The sequence below is a fragment of the Thiohalobacter sp. IOR34 genome (genome assembly GCF_030406045.1).
In the GTDB taxonomy this organism is placed as follows: Bacteria; Pseudomonadota; Gammaproteobacteria; order Thiohalobacterales; family Thiohalobacteraceae.
Window position 1 is genome coordinate 2,833,923 of record NZ_CP128988.1, and the last position, 17,490, is coordinate 2,851,412.

General features: G+C 67.0%; 18 protein-coding genes. 9 read left to right on the top strand and 9 right to left on the bottom strand.

The genetic code is table 11. From position 1 onward, the window contains the following. The first annotated feature begins 18 nt into the window (after positions 1–18). Positions 19–3,738, top strand: coding sequence for a methionine synthase (gene metH / locus QVG61_RS13020; protein ID WP_289931092.1), 3,720 nt, complete (start codon positions 19–21; stop codon positions 3,736–3,738). Further along, positions 3,735–4,100 carry a YajD family HNH nuclease gene (locus tag QVG61_RS13025; RefSeq protein ID WP_289931093.1) on the top strand — a complete coding sequence of 122 codons (366 nt, stop codon included), beginning with the start codon at positions 3,735–3,737 and terminating at the stop codon, positions 4,098–4,100. The genes metH and QVG61_RS13025 overlap by 4 nt, the downstream gene beginning before the upstream one ends. A gap of 475 nt (positions 4,101–4,575) precedes the next feature. Here the strand turns inward: QVG61_RS13025 and QVG61_RS13030 are convergent, their stop codons facing one another. The 3 genes from QVG61_RS13030 to QVG61_RS13040 all read right to left on the bottom strand — a co-directional run bounded on the left by QVG61_RS13030 (position 4,576) and on the right by QVG61_RS13040 (position 6,209). Continuing rightward, positions 4,576–4,791: a SlyX family protein gene (locus QVG61_RS13030; protein WP_289931094.1), complete on the bottom strand. Its 216-nt coding sequence runs from the start codon at positions 4,789–4,791 to the stop codon at positions 4,576–4,578. Between the two features lie 13 nt (positions 4,792–4,804). Then, positions 4,805–5,287, bottom strand: coding sequence for a C-GCAxxG-C-C family protein (locus QVG61_RS13035; RefSeq protein WP_289931095.1), 483 nt, complete (start codon positions 5,285–5,287; stop codon positions 4,805–4,807). A 79-nt stretch (positions 5,288–5,366) separates the two neighbouring features. Then, positions 5,367–6,209, bottom strand: coding sequence for a putative RNA methyltransferase (locus tag QVG61_RS13040; RefSeq protein ID WP_289931096.1), 843 nt, complete (start codon positions 6,207–6,209; stop codon positions 5,367–5,369). 224 nt (positions 6,210–6,433) lie between these two features. Here QVG61_RS13040 and QVG61_RS13045 point away from each other — a divergent pair, with 224 nt between their 5' ends. Both QVG61_RS13045 and QVG61_RS13050 read left to right on the top strand, forming a co-directional pair. Then, a complete protein-coding gene (locus QVG61_RS13045) occupies positions 6,434–6,640 on the top strand; it encodes a cold-shock protein (protein ID WP_289932786.1) in 207 nt (68 codons plus the stop codon). A 163-nt stretch (positions 6,641–6,803) separates the two neighbouring features. Further along, entirely contained in the window at positions 6,804–7,310 is a 507-nt protein-coding gene (locus QVG61_RS13050) for a hypothetical protein (protein ID WP_289931097.1), read from the top strand. 374 nt (positions 7,311–7,684) lie between these two features. Here the strand turns inward: QVG61_RS13050 and QVG61_RS13055 are convergent, their stop codons facing one another. Then, the gene (locus tag QVG61_RS13055; protein ID WP_289931099.1) at positions 7,685–8,887 is read right to left on the bottom strand and encodes an HD-GYP domain-containing protein; all 1,203 of its coding nucleotides are present in this window, start codon (positions 8,885–8,887) and stop codon (positions 7,685–7,687) included. Positions 8,888–8,927: 40 nt separating this feature from the next. Continuing rightward, positions 8,928–9,716, bottom strand: a complete 789-nt coding sequence (locus QVG61_RS13060) for a TIGR01458 family HAD-type hydrolase (RefSeq protein WP_289931100.1) — start codon at positions 9,714–9,716, stop codon at positions 8,928–8,930. Positions 9,717–9,898: 182 nt separating this feature from the next. On the opposite strand from QVG61_RS13060, the gene QVG61_RS13065 reads away from it, so the two are divergent. The 4 genes from QVG61_RS13065 (at position 9,899) to QVG61_RS13080 (ending at position 12,616) form a co-directional block, all read left to right on the top strand. After that, positions 9,899–10,834 (top strand): hypothetical protein, encoded by a 936-nt coding sequence (locus QVG61_RS13065; RefSeq protein ID WP_289931101.1) that lies wholly within the window; start codon positions 9,899–9,901, stop codon positions 10,832–10,834. Positions 10,835–11,027: 193 nt separating this feature from the next. Continuing rightward, the gene (locus QVG61_RS13070) at positions 11,028–11,270 is read left to right on the top strand and encodes a hypothetical protein (protein WP_289932789.1); all 243 of its coding nucleotides are present in this window, start codon (positions 11,028–11,030) and stop codon (positions 11,268–11,270) included. 646 nt (positions 11,271–11,916) lie between these two features. After that, on the top strand, positions 11,917–12,243 hold the full coding sequence (locus QVG61_RS13075) for a hypothetical protein (RefSeq protein WP_289931103.1): 327 nt from the start codon (positions 11,917–11,919) through the stop codon (positions 12,241–12,243). A 106-nt stretch (positions 12,244–12,349) separates the two neighbouring features. Then, a complete protein-coding gene (locus QVG61_RS13080) occupies positions 12,350–12,616 on the top strand; it encodes a glutaredoxin domain-containing protein (protein ID WP_289931104.1) in 267 nt (88 codons plus the stop codon). Between the two features lie 138 nt (positions 12,617–12,754). Here the strand turns inward: QVG61_RS13080 and QVG61_RS13085 are convergent, their stop codons facing one another. From QVG61_RS13085 to QVG61_RS13100, 4 genes are read right to left on the bottom strand one after another with little or no spacing between them, the layout of a single operon-like run. Continuing rightward, positions 12,755–14,089 carry an ATP-binding protein gene (locus tag QVG61_RS13085; RefSeq protein ID WP_289931105.1) on the bottom strand — a complete coding sequence of 445 codons (1,335 nt, stop codon included), beginning with the start codon at positions 14,087–14,089 and terminating at the stop codon, positions 12,755–12,757. Beyond that, positions 14,089–14,772: a response regulator transcription factor gene (locus QVG61_RS13090; RefSeq protein ID WP_289931106.1), complete on the bottom strand. Its 684-nt coding sequence runs from the start codon at positions 14,770–14,772 to the stop codon at positions 14,089–14,091. Before QVG61_RS13090 ends, QVG61_RS13085 begins: the two co-directional genes overlap by 1 nt. Beyond that, positions 14,772–15,041 carry a hypothetical protein gene (locus tag QVG61_RS13095; RefSeq protein ID WP_289931107.1) on the bottom strand — a complete coding sequence of 90 codons (270 nt, stop codon included), beginning with the start codon at positions 15,039–15,041 and terminating at the stop codon, positions 14,772–14,774. The genes QVG61_RS13090 and QVG61_RS13095 overlap by 1 nt, the downstream gene beginning before the upstream one ends. A 31-nt stretch (positions 15,042–15,072) precedes the next feature. Beyond that, a complete protein-coding gene (locus QVG61_RS13100) occupies positions 15,073–15,621 on the bottom strand; it encodes a glycine zipper 2TM domain-containing protein (RefSeq protein ID WP_289931108.1) in 549 nt (182 codons plus the stop codon). A 203-nt stretch (positions 15,622–15,824) separates the two neighbouring features. Between QVG61_RS13100 and QVG61_RS13105 the strand changes: the two genes are divergently transcribed. Then, on the top strand, positions 15,825–17,177 hold the full coding sequence (locus QVG61_RS13105) for a TrpB-like pyridoxal phosphate-dependent enzyme (RefSeq protein ID WP_289931111.1): 1,353 nt from the start codon (positions 15,825–15,827) through the stop codon (positions 17,175–17,177). Positions 17,178–17,490: the final 313 nt, after the last annotated feature.

A 17,490-nucleotide genomic window follows, 5' to 3' on the forward strand; every position in this document is an offset into this window, starting at 1 on the left:
ACAGGTCATTGAATCACCATGAAAAAACTCGAAGAGCTGATCAAGGAACGGATTCTCATCCTGGACGGGGCCATGGGCACCATGATCCAGGCCCACAAGCTGCAGGAGGCCGATTACCGCGGTGAGCGCTTCGCCGACTGGCCGGTGGACCTGAAAGGCAACAATGACCTGCTGTCACTGACCCAGCCGCAGATCATCCGCGACATCCACCGCGCCTATCTGGAAGCCGGCGCGGACATCGTCGAGACCAACACCTTCAACTCAACCAGCGTGTCGCTGGCCGACTACCAGCAGCAGGATCTGGTCTACGAGATCAACCACGCATCGGCGCGTCTGGCACGGGAGGCGGCGGACGAATTCTCCACCCCGGACAGGCCGCGCTTCGTCGCCGGGGTTCTGGGTCCGACCAGCCGCACCGCCAGCATCTCCCCCGACGTCAACGACCCGGGGTTCCGCAACATCACCTTCGACGAACTGCGCGACACCTATTATGAAGCCACCCGGGCACTCACCGAGGGCGGCGCCGACCTGATCCTGATCGAGACCATCTTCGACACCCTGAACGCCAAGGCGGCGGCCTTCGCCGTGCAGCAGTATTTCGAGGACTCGGGCAACAGGCTGCCGGTGATGATCTCCGGCACCATCACCGACGCCTCCGGCCGCACCCTGTCCGGCCAGACCGCCGAGGCCTTCTTCAATTCCATGCGCCACGTCGAGCCGATCTCGCTCGGCTTCAACTGCGCCCTGGGCGCCAAGCAGCTGCGCCAGCACATCGAGGAGCTGTCCGGCTTCGCCGACTGCGGCGTCAACGCCCATCCCAATGCCGGGCTGCCCAACGAGTTCGGTGAATACGACGAATCGCCCGAGGCGATGGCCAAGGAGATCGGCGAGTGGGCCGCCTCCGGCTTCCTCAACATCATCGGCGGCTGCTGCGGTACCACCCCGGCCCACATCAAGGCCATCGCCGAGGCGGTGTCCAAGTATCCGCCACGGCCGATCCCCGCACACGACCACACGCTGCGCCTGGCAGGCCTGGAACCGCTCAACGTCCGCGATGACTCGCTGTTCGTCAACGTCGGCGAGCGCACCAATGTCACCGGCAGCGCCCGCTTCAAGCGGCTGATCCTGGAGGGCGACTACGACACCGCGCTGGAGGTGGCCCGCGAGCAGGTGGAGAACGGCGCCCAGATCATCGACGTCAACATGGACGAGGGCATGCTCGACGGCGAGCAGGCGATGGTCACCTTCCTCAACCTGGCCGCCGCCGAACCCGACATCTCGCGGGTGCCGGTGATGGTCGACTCCTCCAAGTGGCCGATCCTCGAGGCTGGCCTGAAACGCCTGCAGGGCAAGGGCATCGTCAACTCCATCAGTCTCAAGGAAGGCGAGGCGAAGTTTCTCGAACAGGCACGGCTGTGCCGCCGCTACGGCGCCGCCGCCATCGTCATGGCCTTCGACGAGCAGGGTCAGGCCGACACCTTCGCGCGCAAGACCGAGATCTGCAGCCGCGCCTACAAGCTGCTCACGGAAAAACTCTCCTTCCCGCCCGAGGACATCATCTTCGACCCCAACATCTTCGCCGTCGCCACCGGCATCGAGGAACACAACAACTACGCCGTCGACTTCATCGAGGCCACCCGCTGGATCAAGCAGAACCTGCCGCATGCCAAGGTGTCGGGCGGTGTATCCAACGTCTCCTTCTCGTTCCGCGGCAACAATCCGGTGCGCGAGGCCATCCACGCGGTGTTCCTCTATCACGCCATCCAGGCCGGCATGGACATGGGCATCGTCAACGCCGGCCAGCTCGCCGTCTACGAGGACATACCGGCCGAACTGCGCGAGCGGGTCGAGGACGTGGTGCTCAACCGCCGCCCCGACGCCACCGAACGGCTGCTGGAAATCGCCGACAAGTACCGCGGCGACGGCGGACCAGCGGAGAAAAAGGAGGACCTGGCCTGGCGCGACTGGCCGGTGGAGAAGCGGCTGGAACACGCCCTGGTCAAGGGCATCGACACCTATGTCGAGGAAGACACCGAAGCGGCGCGGTTGCAGTTCGAGCGCCCGATCCAGGTCATCGAGGGACCGCTGATGGCCGGCATGAACGTGGTCGGCGACCTGTTCGGCGCCGGCAAGATGTTCCTGCCGCAGGTGGTGAAGAGCGCCCGGGTGATGAAGAAGGCCGTGGCCCACCTGCTGCCCTACATCGAGGCAGAGAAGGCGGCCAACCAGGACAGCGACAGCGCCAAGGGCAGGATCCTGATGGCCACCGTCAAGGGCGACGTGCACGACATCGGCAAGAACATCGTCGGCGTGGTGCTGCAGTGCAACAACTTCGAGGTCATCGACCTGGGGGTGATGGTGCCGGCCAACACCATCCTCGAACAGGCCCGCGAACACCAGGTGGACATCATCGGCCTGTCCGGCCTGATCACCCCTTCGCTGGACGAAATGGCCCATGTCGCCAGGGAGATGCAGCGCCAGGGCTTCGAGACCCCGCTGCTGATCGGCGGTGCCACCACCTCGCGGGTGCATACCGCGGTCAAGATCCAGCCCAACTACGAGGGCACCACGGTCTACGTCAAGGACGCCTCGCGTGCCGTCGGCGTGGCCCAGAACCTGGTCAGCGAGGAACACCGCGAGGCCTATGTGCGCCAGATCCGCGAGGAGTACGACAAGGTCCGCGCCCAGCATGCCGGCAAGCAGCGCCGCACCGACTGGCTGAGCCTGGAGGAGGCGCGCGCCAACAAGACACCGATCGACTGGCAGGGCTATGAACCACCGGTCCCCGCCTTCCTCGGCATCAAGGTGTTCGACGACTATCCGCTGGAGGAGATCGCCCGCTACATCGACTGGACGCCCTTCTTCAAGACCTGGGAGCTGGCCGGCAGCTATCCGAAGATCCTCGACGATCCGCTGGTCGGCGAACAGGCCCGCCAGCTGTTCGAGGACGCACAGCAGATGCTGCGGCAGATCATCGACGAGAAATGGCTGCGGGCGCGGGCCGTGATCGGCATCTTCCCGGCCAACCAGGTGGGCGACGACGACATCGAGATCTACAGCGACGACAGCCGCCGCGAGCCGCGCCTCACCCTGCATCACCTGCGCCAGCAGAACCGCAAGCCGGCCGGCCGGCCCAACCAGTGTCTGGCCGACTTCATCGCGCCCAGGGAGACGGGATTGAAGGACTACCTGGGCGCCTTCGCCGTCACCGCCGGTATCGGCATCGAGCCGCACCTGGCGCGCTTCGAGGCCGAACACGACGACTATCACGCCATCATGCTCAAATCGCTGGCCGACCGCCTGGCCGAGGCCTTTGCCGAGCTGATGCACGAGAAGGTGCGCCGCGAATACTGGCGCTACGCCGCCGAGGAGCGGCTCAGCAACGAGCAGCTGGTGAAGGAGGAATACCGCGGCATCCGTCCCGCGCCGGGCTACCCGGCCTGCCCGGAGCACACCGAGAAGGCCCTGCTGTGGAAGCTCATCAACCCGGTGGAGAATGCCGGCATCGCGCTCACCGATGCCTTCGCCATGATGCCCGCGGCCTCGGTATCCGGCTGGTACTTCAGCCACCCGCAGTCGAAGTACTTCGGCGTCGGCAAGATCAACCGCGATCAGGTCGAGGACTACGCCCGGCGCAAGGGCATGTCGCTGGAGGATGCCGAGCGCTGGCTGGCGCCCAACCTCGGCTATGAGCCCGAGGCCGGCAACGGGGCCGCCAGCGCGGCGGGCAACTCATGAACGGCGGCAAGGGCGGCAGCCGGCTCGACCAGGTGGTGGCCGAGGCCCGCGCCAACCGCGAGGCGCGCGAACGCGGCTACCGGGAGAAGGCGCTGGGCATGTACCCCTGGGTCTGCGGTCGCTGCGGCCGCGAGTTCAACCGCACCAACCTGCGCGAGCTGACGGTACACCATCGCGACCACAATCACGACAACAACCCGCCGGACGGCAGCAACTGGGAATTGCTCTGCCTCTACTGCCACGACAACGAGCACCAGCGGCAACTGGAGGCCGGCAACCCCGCACCTGGCGAGACAAGCCCCACGGACAGTGCCACCCACAACCCCTTCGCCGCCCTGAAGGACCTGCTCGACAAGGACTGAGGCGGTTGAACACAACCTATTTGGTTGCCGGGTTAGAAGGAGGATGGTCTCTGGCCATGGTCACCAAATGTTCCTGTCGCGGCCTGGAGACCGCTCCTACGACAAATCGCGCTGCCATACCCCGTAGGAGCGGCCTCCAGGCCGCGATCTCCAGCGGCTCCAGCCACGCCATCATCCGGGTTAACCCGCATGTTGCACCAAGCCGGTCCGCATGATCGGCGTGCAGGCTGGTATTAACCCGGCTTTGTGCCTGTTCGGTCGACTCCGGGCATTGCCCGCCGTGCCCCCCCCCAATCGCGGCCTGGAGGCCGCTCCTACGTCAACACATTGTGCCGCCATGCCTTGTAGGAGCGGTCTCCAGGCCGCGATCGAGGCGCGAACTGTAACAGGGCACAATTGTTCGCATAGGGAATTACTGCCTTGATATATACTGGAAAAATTACGCTTTCAAGGCCGCCTTGGTGCAATATGCGGGTTAATAGTGTGGCGGCCGCTCCTCCCCGACCTGCCCTGGCATGCGTTCGGACAGTTGCTGCAGCTGGAGCTGCAGCCGCCGCAGGGTCTCGTCCTGCTCGCGCAGCAACCGTTCCTGGGCCAGCAGGGTACGGGTCAGCTCCTCGATCGCCAGTTCCTGGTGCGCAAGGCGCGACTCCAGGGCCTCGATACGCGCCGCCTGATCCGATTCGCTCATCGCCGCCTTCGCTTCATAGCATCTCCACCACCCACTGGGTCACCAGCGCCGTTGCCCTGGCGCAGTTGTGCTCGCGTGCCTTGTCGAAGGCGGCGTATTCCTTGGCATCCCACAGATTGTAGGTCTGGCCGGTGAACTGCTGCTGCAACTCCTGGCAGGTGGTGCCGCCGAATTCCTCGCGGAAACGCTCCACCAGCTGCTGACCCAGCTTGAAGTTGGAGATGCACTTGCCCTTGTCGAACTTGTCGCGATCCCGGCCGCGCTTGGCGCTCAGAGCGACCAGGCCGCCGGACAGCGCGCCACAGGTGCCGATGCCGCTCAGCCCGCCACCGCCGGACAGGCCGTGGCTGGCCTTGATGGTTTCGTCGCTGACCACGCCGATGGTCTCCTTGACCGTGGTCAGCACGCACTGCGGACAGCAGCCGTATTGCAGCTCGTAGTCAAAGGCCTTCTGGTAGGCCTCTCTGGCCAGTGCCGCCTTTTCCTCTGCCTTCATGCCACCACCTCATCAATGTTCGGCTACCGCAATCGACTTCGACTATAGGCAATGTGTCGCCGCCTGTGTTTGACCCCGGTCAAGGGTGCCGATAGAGGTCGATGCAAAAGGCCACCTCGGTCGCCAGCCCCGGCAGGGCGGCGATGCGCGCCTGGCGTTCGGCCGGCACCTGCCAGTAATAGGGCGTCATCGCCAGCAACCGCGCCACATCCGCCGCGGCGACCTCGATCTCGAAGTCGAGGGCGATGCGCTGCAGATGCCGCAAACCCTCGATCCGTGGCTGTCGCGGAGCATGCTCGCGCGGCCGGTCGTAGAGCTGGCGGCGCAGGGCATGCAGATGGCGCGCTCCCGGGTTCACCGTGAGCAGATGGCCACCCGGACGCAACAGACGCGTCACCTCGCTGTCATGGGGCGGCGCGAAGATGCGCAGCACGAGATCCAGGCTGTGATCGGCCAGCGGCACCTCGGCGCTGCTGGCGACGGCGAAGTCGATGCCGGCATGGCGGCGCGCCGCCATGCGCACCGCCGGCTTGGCGATGTCCAGGGCAGCGCACCAGCTCGAGGCCGCCGGACGCACCTCGGTCACGGCGGCACTCACCCGTGCCGTGTAATAACCTTCGCCGCAGCCGAGATCGAGCAGGGCAAAACCCTCCCCGGCATGGGATGCCGCCAGACCGGCAGCAAGCCCGGCCAGGCGTTCGGCGAGCGGCCGGTAGTAGCCACGCTCGAGAAACTCGCGCCGGCCGAGCAGCATCTGCCGGTCGTCGCCCGGCGCCTTGCTGCGCCGCCGATGGGCGAGCAACAGATTGACATAACCCTCGCGGGCACGGTCGAAGGCATGCCCCTGGACACAGCACAAACGCTGCCCCTCACCCTGCAGGGGCGCACGGCATACGGGGCAACACCAGAGCGTGAACAGCATGGGAAACGACCATCAGGCTGGAGGGACGATAAGCCAGAAAAGTATAACCGCCAGCGCGCGTCAACGGCATGGCGCGGGCCATTGGCGCTTTTCCAGACGGTCGGTTAGAATCGGGCGAATTGCATGCTGTCACGGATCGTTGTGCTCGCCAGCTCATCTGCTTCCGCCATCTGCAATTACACGCACGTCTTTATCCAACAGGCTATACCAGAGGCACTATTCAAATGGCTACAGGCACGGTTAAATGGTTTAACGAATCCAAAGGCTTTGGTTTCATCGCTCCGTCCGATGGCAGCGAGGATGTCTTCGTTCACTTCTCCGCCATCCTCGGCGACGGCTTCAAGACCCTGGCTGAAGGTCAGACCGTCAGCTTCGATGTCGAGAAGGGCCCCAAGGGCCTGCAGGCGACCAACGTCTCGGTACAGAACTGATTTGTCATCGGAGCCGTCCGTCGGCGGCTCCGGTTTTTTTCCTGCACGAACTCCCGCCTCGCGTGCCGGGAGGTAACCTCGGCTTTTGCCGTCCAGTGACAAAGTCACTGTCATCCCTCCTGCCGCAACCCTATCCTCTGCCCATGCTCCGAGGTTTGTGCTCATGTGCCTGGCGATAGGCCCGCTCCAGCCCGCCGAACGCGGCCCGCTCGGTCACCTTTGGTGGCAACTGGCCGCAGAGCCCCTGCGTCTGCTCGGCTTCGCCGCCGCCGTCCATGTCCTGTGGCTGGGCGCCCGGCTGCTGCCGCCCCCTGCCGGCGGTGTGCCACACGGCGGCCTGCTGCTCTATGCCATCGGCGGACTGCCACTGCTCGGCCTGGCCATGCGTCGTCTGCCGCAGTGGTCGGAACGGGCCGCGATCGGCTACCCCGCCTACACAGCCAGCTTCCTGGCCGCCTTTCTCGGCCTCGGCCTGCTGCAGATCGGCGAGCCGGCCGCCGGCAGCGGCCCGGCACTGCTGCTCCTGGCCTGGCTGGTCGGCCTGCGCGCCCTGGCCGCTTACCGGCCCTGGATCCGCCGCCGCTATCGCCGCAGCGCCCGCCTGCTTCTCGGACTGCTGTTCGCTTATCTGCTGGGATTGCTGGGCTGGGTGGGCAGTACCCTGGCCTGAAATCGAACAGGTGCAAGGCGCAAGCCACCAAGCCTCGTCATGAAGGAGGATGGCCTCTGGCCATGGCCGCCAGGGCGCCAAGTGTTCCTGTCGCGGCCTGGAGACCGCTCCTACGACAAATCGTGCTGCCATACCCCGTAGGAGCGGCCTCCAGGCCGCGATGGGGCAGGCAGGATGTCCAAAATATCGAGCAGGCTGCTAGCCCGGATATTGCACCAAGGCGGCGCGCATGAATGGGGTTCGCGCTGTAATTCAGGGACGATAAGCCATGAAAGGCCCCCAGGGCGGGTCACGGTTTGTGCCTGTTCGATGTCAGGCCGACTCTGGCAAGGCAGCCTCGCCCTGAGCATCGAATCCTTGGTGCAATATCCGGGCTAGAGAAAGGCGCCGAGATCGATGCCGTAGCGGGACGGCACCACTGCGGAGAGGATGCGGTCCGACTTCTCGCGGGCCAGGTCGATGTCCTCGACCTTCAGGTAACAGCGTTTCTTTGCACTGTAGATGATGCGCAGCTGGGGACGCAGCATGTCCTCACCCTGTTCCAGGACGATGCCCAGCCGCCCCGACTCCAGTTCGACCAGCGATCCCACCGGGTAGATGCCGAGACAGCGGATGAAGTGCTGTACCAGCTCGCGCGAGAAATGCCCCGGACTCCATTCCAGCATCTTCTTCAGGGTATGGGTCGGCTCCCAGGCATCCTTGTAGACACGCACCGAGGTCAGGGCATCGTAGACGTCGACGATGGCCGACATCTGTCCCACCTGGCTGATCGCCTCCCCATCGAGACCCAGCGGATAACCCGTGCCATCCATGCGCTCGTGATGCAGCATGGCCACGTCAAGCGCGGTCTGCGACAGATCCAGGGTCTCCTGCAGGATCTCGCCACTGTGGGTGACATGCTGCTTCATGATCTCGAATTCCTCCGGCGTCAGCCGTCCCGGCTTGTTCAGCACCTCGTCCGGGATCAGCGTCTTGCCGATGTCGTGCAGCAGGGAACCGATGGCCACCTGGCGGATCCGCGCCTCGTCGAAGCCCTGGCTGCGGGCGAAGGTGATCATCAGCCCGGCCACGCTGACGCAGTGCATGAAGGTGTATTCGTCCTTGGACTTGATACGCGAGATGCCGGTCAGCGCATGGTGGTTGCGGAACACCGACTGCACCATGCGCTCGGCCAGTGGATCCAGGGCCTCGACCTCGACCGCCTTGCCGAGGCGCACATCCTCCATCAGGTTGCGGATCACCGAGGTCGCCTCGCTGAACAGCTGGCGGGCGCAGACCTCCTCGGTGGCGGTGCTGACCCGCGGCGCCAGTGGCGGCGGCGCGGCGCTGGCGGCACGCTCCACCTCCTCCTGCATGGCCTGCTCGACCTGTTCCACGCTGGGCGCCGATTCCAGGTCGCCCCCCCTGGCGGTGTCGATGTACAGCTCGCTGATGCCCGCCGCGCGGATCTTGCTGATCTGTCCCTCGTTGCGGATCGCGAAGCGGTTGGCCACGAAGGGATGGTCCATCCAGCGGCAGTCGAGCTCGTGCACGTACATGCCGACCTTCAGCTTCTCCAGGGGGATCTTCTTGATCATGTCCAGTGTATCGGACGGAAACTGCCACTCCTGAAGCCGCTCAGCCCGCCTCTGCCCGCCACCAGGCGGGGAGGTCGGCAACCGAATCCAGCACCCCGTCCGGCGTAATCCCCTGCTCCAGATCGGCGGGACGGAACTTGCCGGTCCGCACCAGCAGGGCCCGCATGCCGGCCCGCTGCGCACCCTGCACGTCGCCACGGATGTCGTCGCCGACCATCAGGCAGTCGGCCGGCTGCACGCCGAGGCGCTCGGCCGCCGTCGCAAAGAAGGGGGCGGCCGGCTTGCCCAGCACCACCGGTTCCACGCCGCTGGCATGCTGCAGTGCCACGACGAAGGGCGCCACATCCAGGCGCAGCCCGTCCGGTGCGCGCCAGTAACGGGTCATCCCCAGGGCCACGAACAGCGGCGTCGGCTCGGCCATCAGCAGGCGGAAGGCGGTGTTCAGCCGCCGGAAGTCCCAGGCCTCGCCGAGATCGCCGATCACCACCGCCGCGGCCTGCTCCTCACCCTCCTGCCAGACTGCGAACCCGGCAAACTCGCAGCGCGTCGCCTCGGGCACGAACAGGGCCACCGAGCCCCGAACCCTGGTCCGCAGCCAGCGGCTGGCCGCCGCCGGCGGGGTCAGCAGATGCTCGACATCGGTGTGGATACCCATGGCCGCCAGCTTGTCGACCAACCCCTGGCGGGGCCGGGAACTGGTATTGGAGAGAAACAGATGGGGGATGCCCTGTTCCGACACCCAGCGCAGCGTGGCCTCGCCGCCGGGAATGGCGGTCTCGCCCTGATAGAACACCCCATCGAGATCGAACAACAGCGCCTTGCTCCGCATCGCCCTCACCCCCTCACAAGCGGTCGGGAAGCCTCTCCATATCCCTGCCCTGAGGATATAGCACAGCGGCGGTTGCCGTGAGGCCCATCGCCCAACGCTTCCCATAAGCATTTGTGTGGTTTATATTTTTGAATGAACGGGGCGAGACGACCCCGCAACGCGTCCGCGGGGAGGAGGCCGAATTGCCCAGCGCAGTCCTCTACATCCTGGCCGGAATCGGGCTCTATGCCGCGCTGCAGCAGGCCACCCAGGCGGTGACCCGCCCCACCGTCCGCCCCGCCACCCACCTGCTGCTGGCCCTGATGGCGCTGGCCCTCGGCGGCTTCGCCCTGGCCGGTCTGCTCGGCGAGGAGGGCAGCCCGGAGTGGCTCCTCGGCGGCAAGCTGAGCGTGGCCTTCGGCGTGCTGTTCTGGGGACTGCTGCCCTGGGCCATTGCCGGCTACTGCGGCAGCCGCGCGCGCCTGGTCCCGACCCTGCTGAGCTGTGTCTGGACGCTGCTGCTGCTGGCCAACTTCGAGCCCCCGCTGAACCTCATGTACCAGGCCGTCGCCACCGGCTGGAGCCTGATCGTGCTCACCTTGCTCGCCACCCTGGTATTCGGCTTCTACGCCGCCTACGTCCAGTATGAACGCGGCGAGCGGGGGGCTGCCCTGGCGCTCGGCGCCGGTCTGATCCTGCTCACCGAGACCGCCACCTTCGACCTGTTGGTGGCTGCCGGCCTGCTGCAGGCCGCCTTCCCGCTCACCCCCTTCGGCCTGCTCGGCATGCTGCTCTGCAGCGGCCTGGCGCTGGATATGCGGCCGACCGCCCCTGCGGCCGATCGCCCCCGCCCCGCCGCGACACCGGCCCAAGCGGAGGACGAGGCACCCCGCTGGACGGCCCCCGCCCGGCTGCAGCGCCAGCCGGCCACGGCGGAGGAGACGCTCGGCCGGCGGCTGGCGGCGATCGGCGGCTACTCGGCCATGGCCCTGCGCCGCATCGAACGCGGCGACACCGATCCGGGCAAGCTCCAGGTACTGTTGAAGAAGATCCACCGCGAGGCGACGGAGGGGAGGGACAGCGCACCGGCCGCCAGCGGTAGCGGCCCGGCCGTGATCCTCCGCCAGCCATCACCCTGAACGGCACACCGCTTTGCGGCCGCCACCGGTCGTGCCACAATCGGTCCGCCGCCAGAGGAGATTTCCCCATGCTCCCGCACGAATGCCACCCCATCATCCCAGACCGTCGTGGTGGCCGCCCCGTTGCCGGCCATCGCCGCCGTGATCCTCGACCTGCCGCTTCCCGGCAGCGACCGGGGGCTGCCTCATGCGCCTGAAGGGTTTCGTCCCCCCCGATCCTGAGACCCGCGTCTCGGAACTGCGCTACGCGGTGGTCTATGTGCCACGCCGCAGCCGCAAGCGCTTTCCGGCCAGCTGCGTGCAGCTCATGGCATCGGCCGAGGCGGCGCGCCAGGCCGCCGATCCCGAGGCGCGACGCTATGCTGCCCAGGTGATCGGCCCGTCCAAGTCCTCCGAGGGGCAATACCTCTACTATCTCGCCGAGTGGCTCGACTGAAGGGGATTTCCCGCCCCTCCTGATCCAGATCATGCCCGGCTCCCGACGGGCAGCGTATGTTTCCCGAGGGGGTGCCTGCACGCAGCCATGCAGGCGACCTCCACGGATCATGCAGCAAGGCCACGAAGAATCGCCTGTATCGAGGCTGTCGCTACAAGAAGGCATGCGGAGGAACACGTTCATCCGTGCCATCACCCGGTTAGCCCGGATATTGCACCAAGGCGGCGCGCATGAAGGAGGTTCGTGCTGTAATACAGGGACGATATGGCCATGAAAAGCCCTCTGGGCGGGTTACAGATGAGGAACGCGCAGCACTCGATGACTATACGAGACGATATGGCCATGAAAAGCCCTCTGGGCGGGTTACGGTTTGTGCCTGTTCGATTGACTCCGGGCATTGCCCGCCGTGGATCCCCCGATCGCGGCCTGGAGGCCGCTCCTACGGGGCATGGCGGCACAATATGTTGTCGTAGGAGCGGCCTCCAGGCCGCGATCGAGGCGCAAGGGGTACCGCGCCATCCTGCCACCCCGGCCCACGGAGCCTGCCTTGGTGCAATATCCGGGTTAGCCGTTGAACGTCGCGCTCAAGAAATGCCCAGCCAGCTCGACACAGGGGGGAACCAAGACAGCCGAGGGGGAAGCGCCGATGAGTGACGAGTTCGAGATACCGAAATGGGACATTGCGCTGGAAGGCCTGGCCCGCGAGACCTGCCAGCGGCTGGACCGGCCGCTGCGCCTGGACGACCTGCGGCAACTGGCACGCCAGCATGCCATTCGGCTCGACGACATCATGGTCACCCTCTTCCAGCTGGTGATCCATGGCCAGTGGCAGTGGCTGGATGCCGAGGGCGTGGCGCAATCGCTTGAACAGGAGACGCTGGACCGTCTCTACGTCAACCGCCGCCTGACCGAACAGGATCTGATCGACTTCGGTGGCAGCTGGCAACCCTGTCAGTCACCGTCAGACAACTGAAGCGCCTCTTTCCCCGCCCCTCGCAATTCCCTCTTCAGCGCAGGATAATATTAACTTGGCAATTAGTTGCCGGGTTAATGGAAGGCCGGCCCGGAAGAGATTCGCGATGGCACGACTCAAACTCTACAGCACCGGCATCTGTCCGGTGTGCGAAAAGACCAAGGCGCTGCTCGACAAGTGGCGTATCCCCTTCGAGGAAGTGCGCATCGATCTCGACCGTGCCGCGCTGCGCGAGTTCGCCACCCTCACCGAAGGCGCCCGCACCGTGCCACAGATCAGCATCGACGGTCGCTGGATCGGCGGCTTCAACGAGCTGACCGAGCTGCACATGGAAGGCAGGCTCGACACACTGATGGAGCAGGACGACTCCTGACCTCCAGCTTCTAGCTTCTGGATTCTGGATTCCATGGCGGCGTTTTGCGCCGCATCGCGGCCTGGAGGCCGCTCCTACACTCTCTCTTCTGACTTCTGACTTCTGACTTCTGACTCCTGAATTCTGAATTCTGCCCCCCTACCCCACCTCCAGCTCCAGTTCCAGCCGCGCCCCGCCGAGTTCGCTGCGGCCGATCTCCAACCGGCCCTGATAGGCCTCGACGATGTCCTTGACCACTGCCAGGCCGATGCCGTGCCCCGGCACCGACTGATCGGCGCGCCGGCCGCGCGCCAGTACCGCCTCGACCTCGGTCTCCGGAATGCCGGGCCCGTCGTCCTCCACCACCAGCCGCAACCGGCCATCCTCCAGACCCGCCTGCAGGCGTATCCGGCCGCGTGCCCACTTGTAGGCATTCTCCAGCAGGTTGCCGGCCAGCTCGAACAGGTCGCCCTCGTCCAGCGCGCACTGCAGCTCCGCCGCCACCTCCAGCTCGCAGCGCAGACCCCGGTCGGCATGCACCTTGTCCAGGCTGGCACAGAGCCGTTCCAGCACCGGGCGCAGGCGCAACGGCGGGCGCAGTGCGCCCTGCCCGGCGGTGGCCGCCCGCTGCAGCTGGTAGTCGACGATCTGCCCCATGCGCGCTGACTGCTCCTCCACCACCGCGGCGAGGGGCGACCCGGCGTGCTCGCGGGCCGCGCCGCGCAGCACCGCCAGCGGCGTCTTCAGGCTGTGCGCCAGATCGGCCAGGGCATCGCGGTAACGCGCCAGCTGGCGGCGGTTGGCGGCGATCAGGGCATCCAGGTTGTCGGTCAGCGCCTGCAGCTCGCGGGGATAGCGCCCGCCGAGGCGCTCCTGGCGACCGGCCTGCACCCGGGCCACCCCGGCGGCCACGGCACGCAGCGGCGCCAAGCCCCAGCCCAGCACCCCGAGCTGCACCAGCAGCAGCAGCGCACCGGCCGCCCCCAGCCACAGCCAGAGGCTGCGGCGGAAGGCCGCCACCTCCTGCTCGTAGGCCTCGGCCGACTCGGCGACGCTCACCGTCAAGCGCCGCGCGGCACCGGGCGCATAGTCCCAGACCAGCCCCAGGTCGAGGCGGAACAGACCACCCCCCGGGGCCGGGACGCGCTGGAAGCGGCGCTCGCCAGGGGGAACGGCGGACACCGGGAAGCGCCGCTCCAGGGCCGAGTGAGAGCGCCACAGCACGCGGCCGTCCGGCGCCGTGAGCTGGGCGTAGAGACCGGAATCCGGCTGTTCGAAACGCGGTTCGGGGAGAGTTCGCGGCACCAGCAGGCGCCCCTGCTCGTCCAGGTCCAGCACGCCCAGCAGACCGTACAGGCTGGCCTGTAGCCGGCTGCGCACCGCCTGCTCGGCACTGGTGCGGAAGGCGCGGTCCAGGGCCAGGCCGGTGAGGCCCATGAAGGTGACCAGCACCAGCAGGGCGGCAAGCAGCAGGCGAGCCCGCAGCGACAGCATCAGGCCGGATCGCGCCCCAGCGCGCAGCGATAGCCGCGGCCGCGCACCGTCTCGATCGGCGCCAGGCTGCCGTCCGGATCCAGCTTGCGCCGCAGGCGGCCGATGAACACCTCGATCACATTGCTGTCCCGGTCGTAGTCCTGCTCATAGAGATGCTCGGTGAGTCGGGTCTTGGACACCACCTCGCCGGCGTGCAGCATCAGGTATTCCAGGGTGCGGTACTCGTAGGCAGTCAGCTCCACCGGCCGACCGTCGACGCTGACCTGCTGGCTGCCGGTGTCCAGCTCGATGGGGCCGCAGCGCAGCCGGGGCGAGGCCCAGCCGCCGCTGCGCCGCAGCAGGGCGCGTAGCCGGGCCAACAGTTCCTCGACCTCGAAGGGCTTGACCAGGTAGTCGTCGGCGCCGGCCTCCAGGCCTTCCACCTTGTCCTGCCAGCGGCCGCGGGCGGTCAGGATCAGGATCGGCAGGTCGCGGCCCTCGGCCCGCAGACGACGGATGATCTCCAGCCCGGACAGGCCGGGCAGCCCGAGATCGATCACGGCGATGTCCAGCGGATACTCGCGGGCCAGATAGAGCCCCTCCTCGCCGTCGGCGGCCAGGTCCACGGCGTAGCCGGCCGCCCGCAGCCGCTCGGCCAGCTGCTCGCGCAACGCCGCCTCGTCCTCCACCAGCAGCAACCGCATCAGCGCGCCTCCAGCCAGAGCACCTGCACCCGACCGTCCGGGGTCAGCAGTTTGATCCGGTACCAGGGGCGGCCGTCGCGCAGGCGGCGTTCCGCGCTCAGCACCCGACCACCGCTGCGCCGCTCGGCGCGCCGCACCGCCTCGGCCAGGCCAGCCTCCGCCTGGCGCGGCGCAACGGCCCGTCCCGGCGGCGAATCGGGCCGGGCCAGCACGACCGCCGGCGGCAGGGCCAGCAGCAAGCCCAGCATCAGGGGGATCATCGAACGCATGGTGCTCCTCGTCGTCACAGCCCCGGCCGCCTCAGAAGTCGGGTTCCACCGTGACCCGCACGCGCAACCGGCGGCCGGGACGGCTGGCCATGCGGGTCGTGAATTCCCGTCCCTGATAGCGATAGGTTACCCGATAACCCTCGACCCTTTCCTCTTCTTCGTAGTCGTTGACGGTCCGGCAGCGGCGGCGAACCTCGCTGTCGTAGGCCGGTGGCCGGTCCCGATAGCCGATGTCGCGGCCGATGGAACCCCCGAGGATGGTGCCGGCAATGGTGGCGGCGTCCTTGCCCCGCCCCTTGCCCATCTCGTGACCGATGACACCACCGATGATGCCGCCGAGAATCATCGGCGTGGCCGAGCGGTAGTCGTCGGCCTGGTACACCGGCACGGCCTCGTCCCAGCACTCCTGCCGCGGCACGGCGACGCGCACGTATTTCACGATCGGTTCCACCCCGACCACGGTGGCATAGTCGCTGAAGCCGTGGTGGCGGCCGCGCGGACCGGCCTCGGCAGGCAGCATGGCACTGGCCAGTGTGAGGCCGGCGAACAGGGCGATGAATGTCTTCTTCATTTTGTTCATGGCGTGTCTCCTTCCGTTCGACGGGGTACAACAGCTACCCTTCAGTGTTGGAGACAGCCTAGCGGGAACAAACTGAACAGCGACTGAATCCCGTCACCGGCGACCACGCGCGGCACCGCTTTCCAGACCTGGATCAAGGCGCCGCACTGCTGTCGCTCCTTAGATAGGGCGACCGGACAACAACAACAGCGGAGGAACCCCCCATGTCCCAGACCAAGATCCTGCTCGACGAGACCGACATCCCCGACCACTGGTACAACGTGGTCGCCGACATGCCCAACCCGCCACAACCACCACTGGGGCCGGACGGCCAGCCGATCGGCCCCGAGGCGCTGGCCGCCATCTTCCCCATGGCGCTGATCGAACAGGAGGTCTCCGCCGAGCGCTGGATCCCCATCCCGGAGCCGGTGCGCGAGGCCTACCGCCTGTGGCGCCCCAGCCCGCTGTTCCGCGCCCACCGGCTGGAGCAGGCACTGGGCACCCCGGCGCGGATCTACTACAAATACGAGGGCGTCAGTCCGGCCGGCTCGCACAAGCCCAACACCGCCGTTGCCCAGGCCTACTACAACCGCGAGGCGGGCATTCGCCGCCTGGCCACCGAGACCGGTGCCGGCCAGTGGGGCTCTTCCCTGGCCCTGGCCGGACAGATGTTCGGCCTGGAGGTGCGGGTCTACATGGTCAAGGTCAGCTACCAGCAGAAGCCCTTCCGCCGCTCGATGATGCACACCTGGGGTGCCGAGGTGCTGGCCAGTCCCAGCGACCGCACCCAGGCCGGCCGGCAGATCCTCGCCGAGCATCCGGAATCGCCGGGCTCCCTAGGCATCGCCATCTCCGAGGCGGTGGAGGAGGCGGCCTCACGCGAGGACACCAACTACGCCCTGGGCTCGGTGCTCAACCACGTGCTGCTGCACCAGACGGTGATCGGTCTGGAGGCGAAGAAACAGTTCGAGAAGATCGACGACTATCCGGACGTGATCTTCGCACCCTGCGGCGGCGGCTCCAACTTCGGCGGCGTTGCCTTCCCCTTCTTCGCCGACAAGGCGGCCGGCCGCGAACTGCGGCTGGTGGCGGTGGAGCCCAGCTCCTGCCCGACCCTGACCCGGGGCCACTATGCCTACGACTTCGGCGACAGCATCGGCCTCACCCCGCTGCTGAAGATGTACACCCTGGGCCACGACTTCATGCCGCCCGGCATCCACGCCGGCGGGCTGCGCTACCACGGGGACTCGGCCCTGGTCTCGCAGCTCTACCACGAGGGTCTGGTCGAGGCCGTCGCCGTGCCGCAGATCGCCACCTTCGAGGCCGGGGTGCAGTTCGCCCGCTGCGAGGGCATCATCCCGGCACCGGAATCCAACCACGCGATCCGTGCCTGCATCGACGAGGCCCTGCGCTGCAAGGAGAGTGGCGAGGCCAAGACCCTGTTCTTCAACCTCTCCGGCCACGGCCACTTCGACATGGCGGCCTACGACAAGTACTTCAACGGCGAACTGGAGGACTTCGAGTACCCGGAGGAAGCCATCGAGGACGCCCTGCGCCACCTGCCGAAGGTGGGCTAGCCCGCAGCAGCCAGGAAGCTTCCGTGTTTTTCCGTGGATTCCGTGGCCATCAATCTTTTTTGTGGGTTTCGCGGCTTTCGTGGCCATCGCCGTTTCCGTCAACGGCGGGTGATGCCACCTCGATCGCGGCCTGGAGGCCGCTCCTACCAGGGTGCCGCCATGCCCCGTAGGGGCGGCCTCCAGGCCGCGATCCCCGGCGGGTCCAGGCGCGCCATCATCCGGGGTCCTGATGCTATATGCGGCTGTCAGGCCGGGCGCGCGGGGCGCCCCCGGCGCGCCAATCCCCCACCCGGCGTGCGGCGGGAAGCCGCGG

What these genes read in the sequence shown, in the direction of transcription:
- QVG61_RS13035 (WP_289931095.1), bottom strand. Translation starts at nt 5,287, where the DNA reads ATGAAGGCAGAGGAAAAGGCGGCACTGGCCAGAGAGGCCTACCAGAAG.
- QVG61_RS13040 (WP_289931096.1), bottom strand. Translation starts at nt 6,209, where the DNA reads ATGCTGTTCACGCTCTGGTGTTGCCCCGTATGCCGTGCGCCCCTGCAG.
- QVG61_RS13095 (WP_289931107.1), bottom strand. Translation starts at nt 15,041, where the DNA reads ATGCGTTCGATGATCCCCCTGATGCTGGGCTTGCTGCTGGCCCTGCCG.
- metH (WP_289931092.1), top strand. Translation starts at nt 19, where the DNA reads ATGAAAAAACTCGAAGAGCTGATCAAGGAACGGATTCTCATCCTGGAC.
- QVG61_RS13100 (WP_289931108.1), bottom strand. Translation starts at nt 15,621, where the DNA reads ATGAACAAAATGAAGAAGACATTCATCGCCCTGTTCGCCGGCCTCACA.
- QVG61_RS13025 (WP_289931093.1), top strand. Translation starts at nt 3,735, where the DNA reads ATGAACGGCGGCAAGGGCGGCAGCCGGCTCGACCAGGTGGTGGCCGAG.
- QVG61_RS13030 (WP_289931094.1), bottom strand. Translation starts at nt 4,791, where the DNA reads ATGAGCGAATCGGATCAGGCGGCGCGTATCGAGGCCCTGGAGTCGCGC.
- QVG61_RS13045 (WP_289932786.1), top strand. Translation starts at nt 6,434, where the DNA reads ATGGCTACAGGCACGGTTAAATGGTTTAACGAATCCAAAGGCTTTGGT.
- QVG61_RS13105 (WP_289931111.1), top strand. Translation starts at nt 15,825, where the DNA reads ATGTCCCAGACCAAGATCCTGCTCGACGAGACCGACATCCCCGACCAC.
- QVG61_RS13075 (WP_289931103.1), top strand. Translation starts at nt 11,917, where the DNA reads ATGAGTGACGAGTTCGAGATACCGAAATGGGACATTGCGCTGGAAGGC.
- QVG61_RS13060 (WP_289931100.1), bottom strand. Translation starts at nt 9,716, where the DNA reads ATGCGGAGCAAGGCGCTGTTGTTCGATCTCGATGGGGTGTTCTATCAG.
- QVG61_RS13085 (WP_289931105.1), bottom strand. Translation starts at nt 14,089, where the DNA reads ATGCTGTCGCTGCGGGCTCGCCTGCTGCTTGCCGCCCTGCTGGTGCTG.
- QVG61_RS13050 (WP_289931097.1), top strand. Translation starts at nt 6,804, where the DNA reads ATGTGCCTGGCGATAGGCCCGCTCCAGCCCGCCGAACGCGGCCCGCTC.
- QVG61_RS13055 (WP_289931099.1), bottom strand. Translation starts at nt 8,887, where the DNA reads ATGATCAAGAAGATCCCCCTGGAGAAGCTGAAGGTCGGCATGTACGTG.
- QVG61_RS13090 (WP_289931106.1), bottom strand. Translation starts at nt 14,772, where the DNA reads ATGCGGTTGCTGCTGGTGGAGGACGAGGCGGCGTTGCGCGAGCAGCTG.
- QVG61_RS13080 (WP_289931104.1), top strand. Translation starts at nt 12,350, where the DNA reads ATGGCACGACTCAAACTCTACAGCACCGGCATCTGTCCGGTGTGCGAA.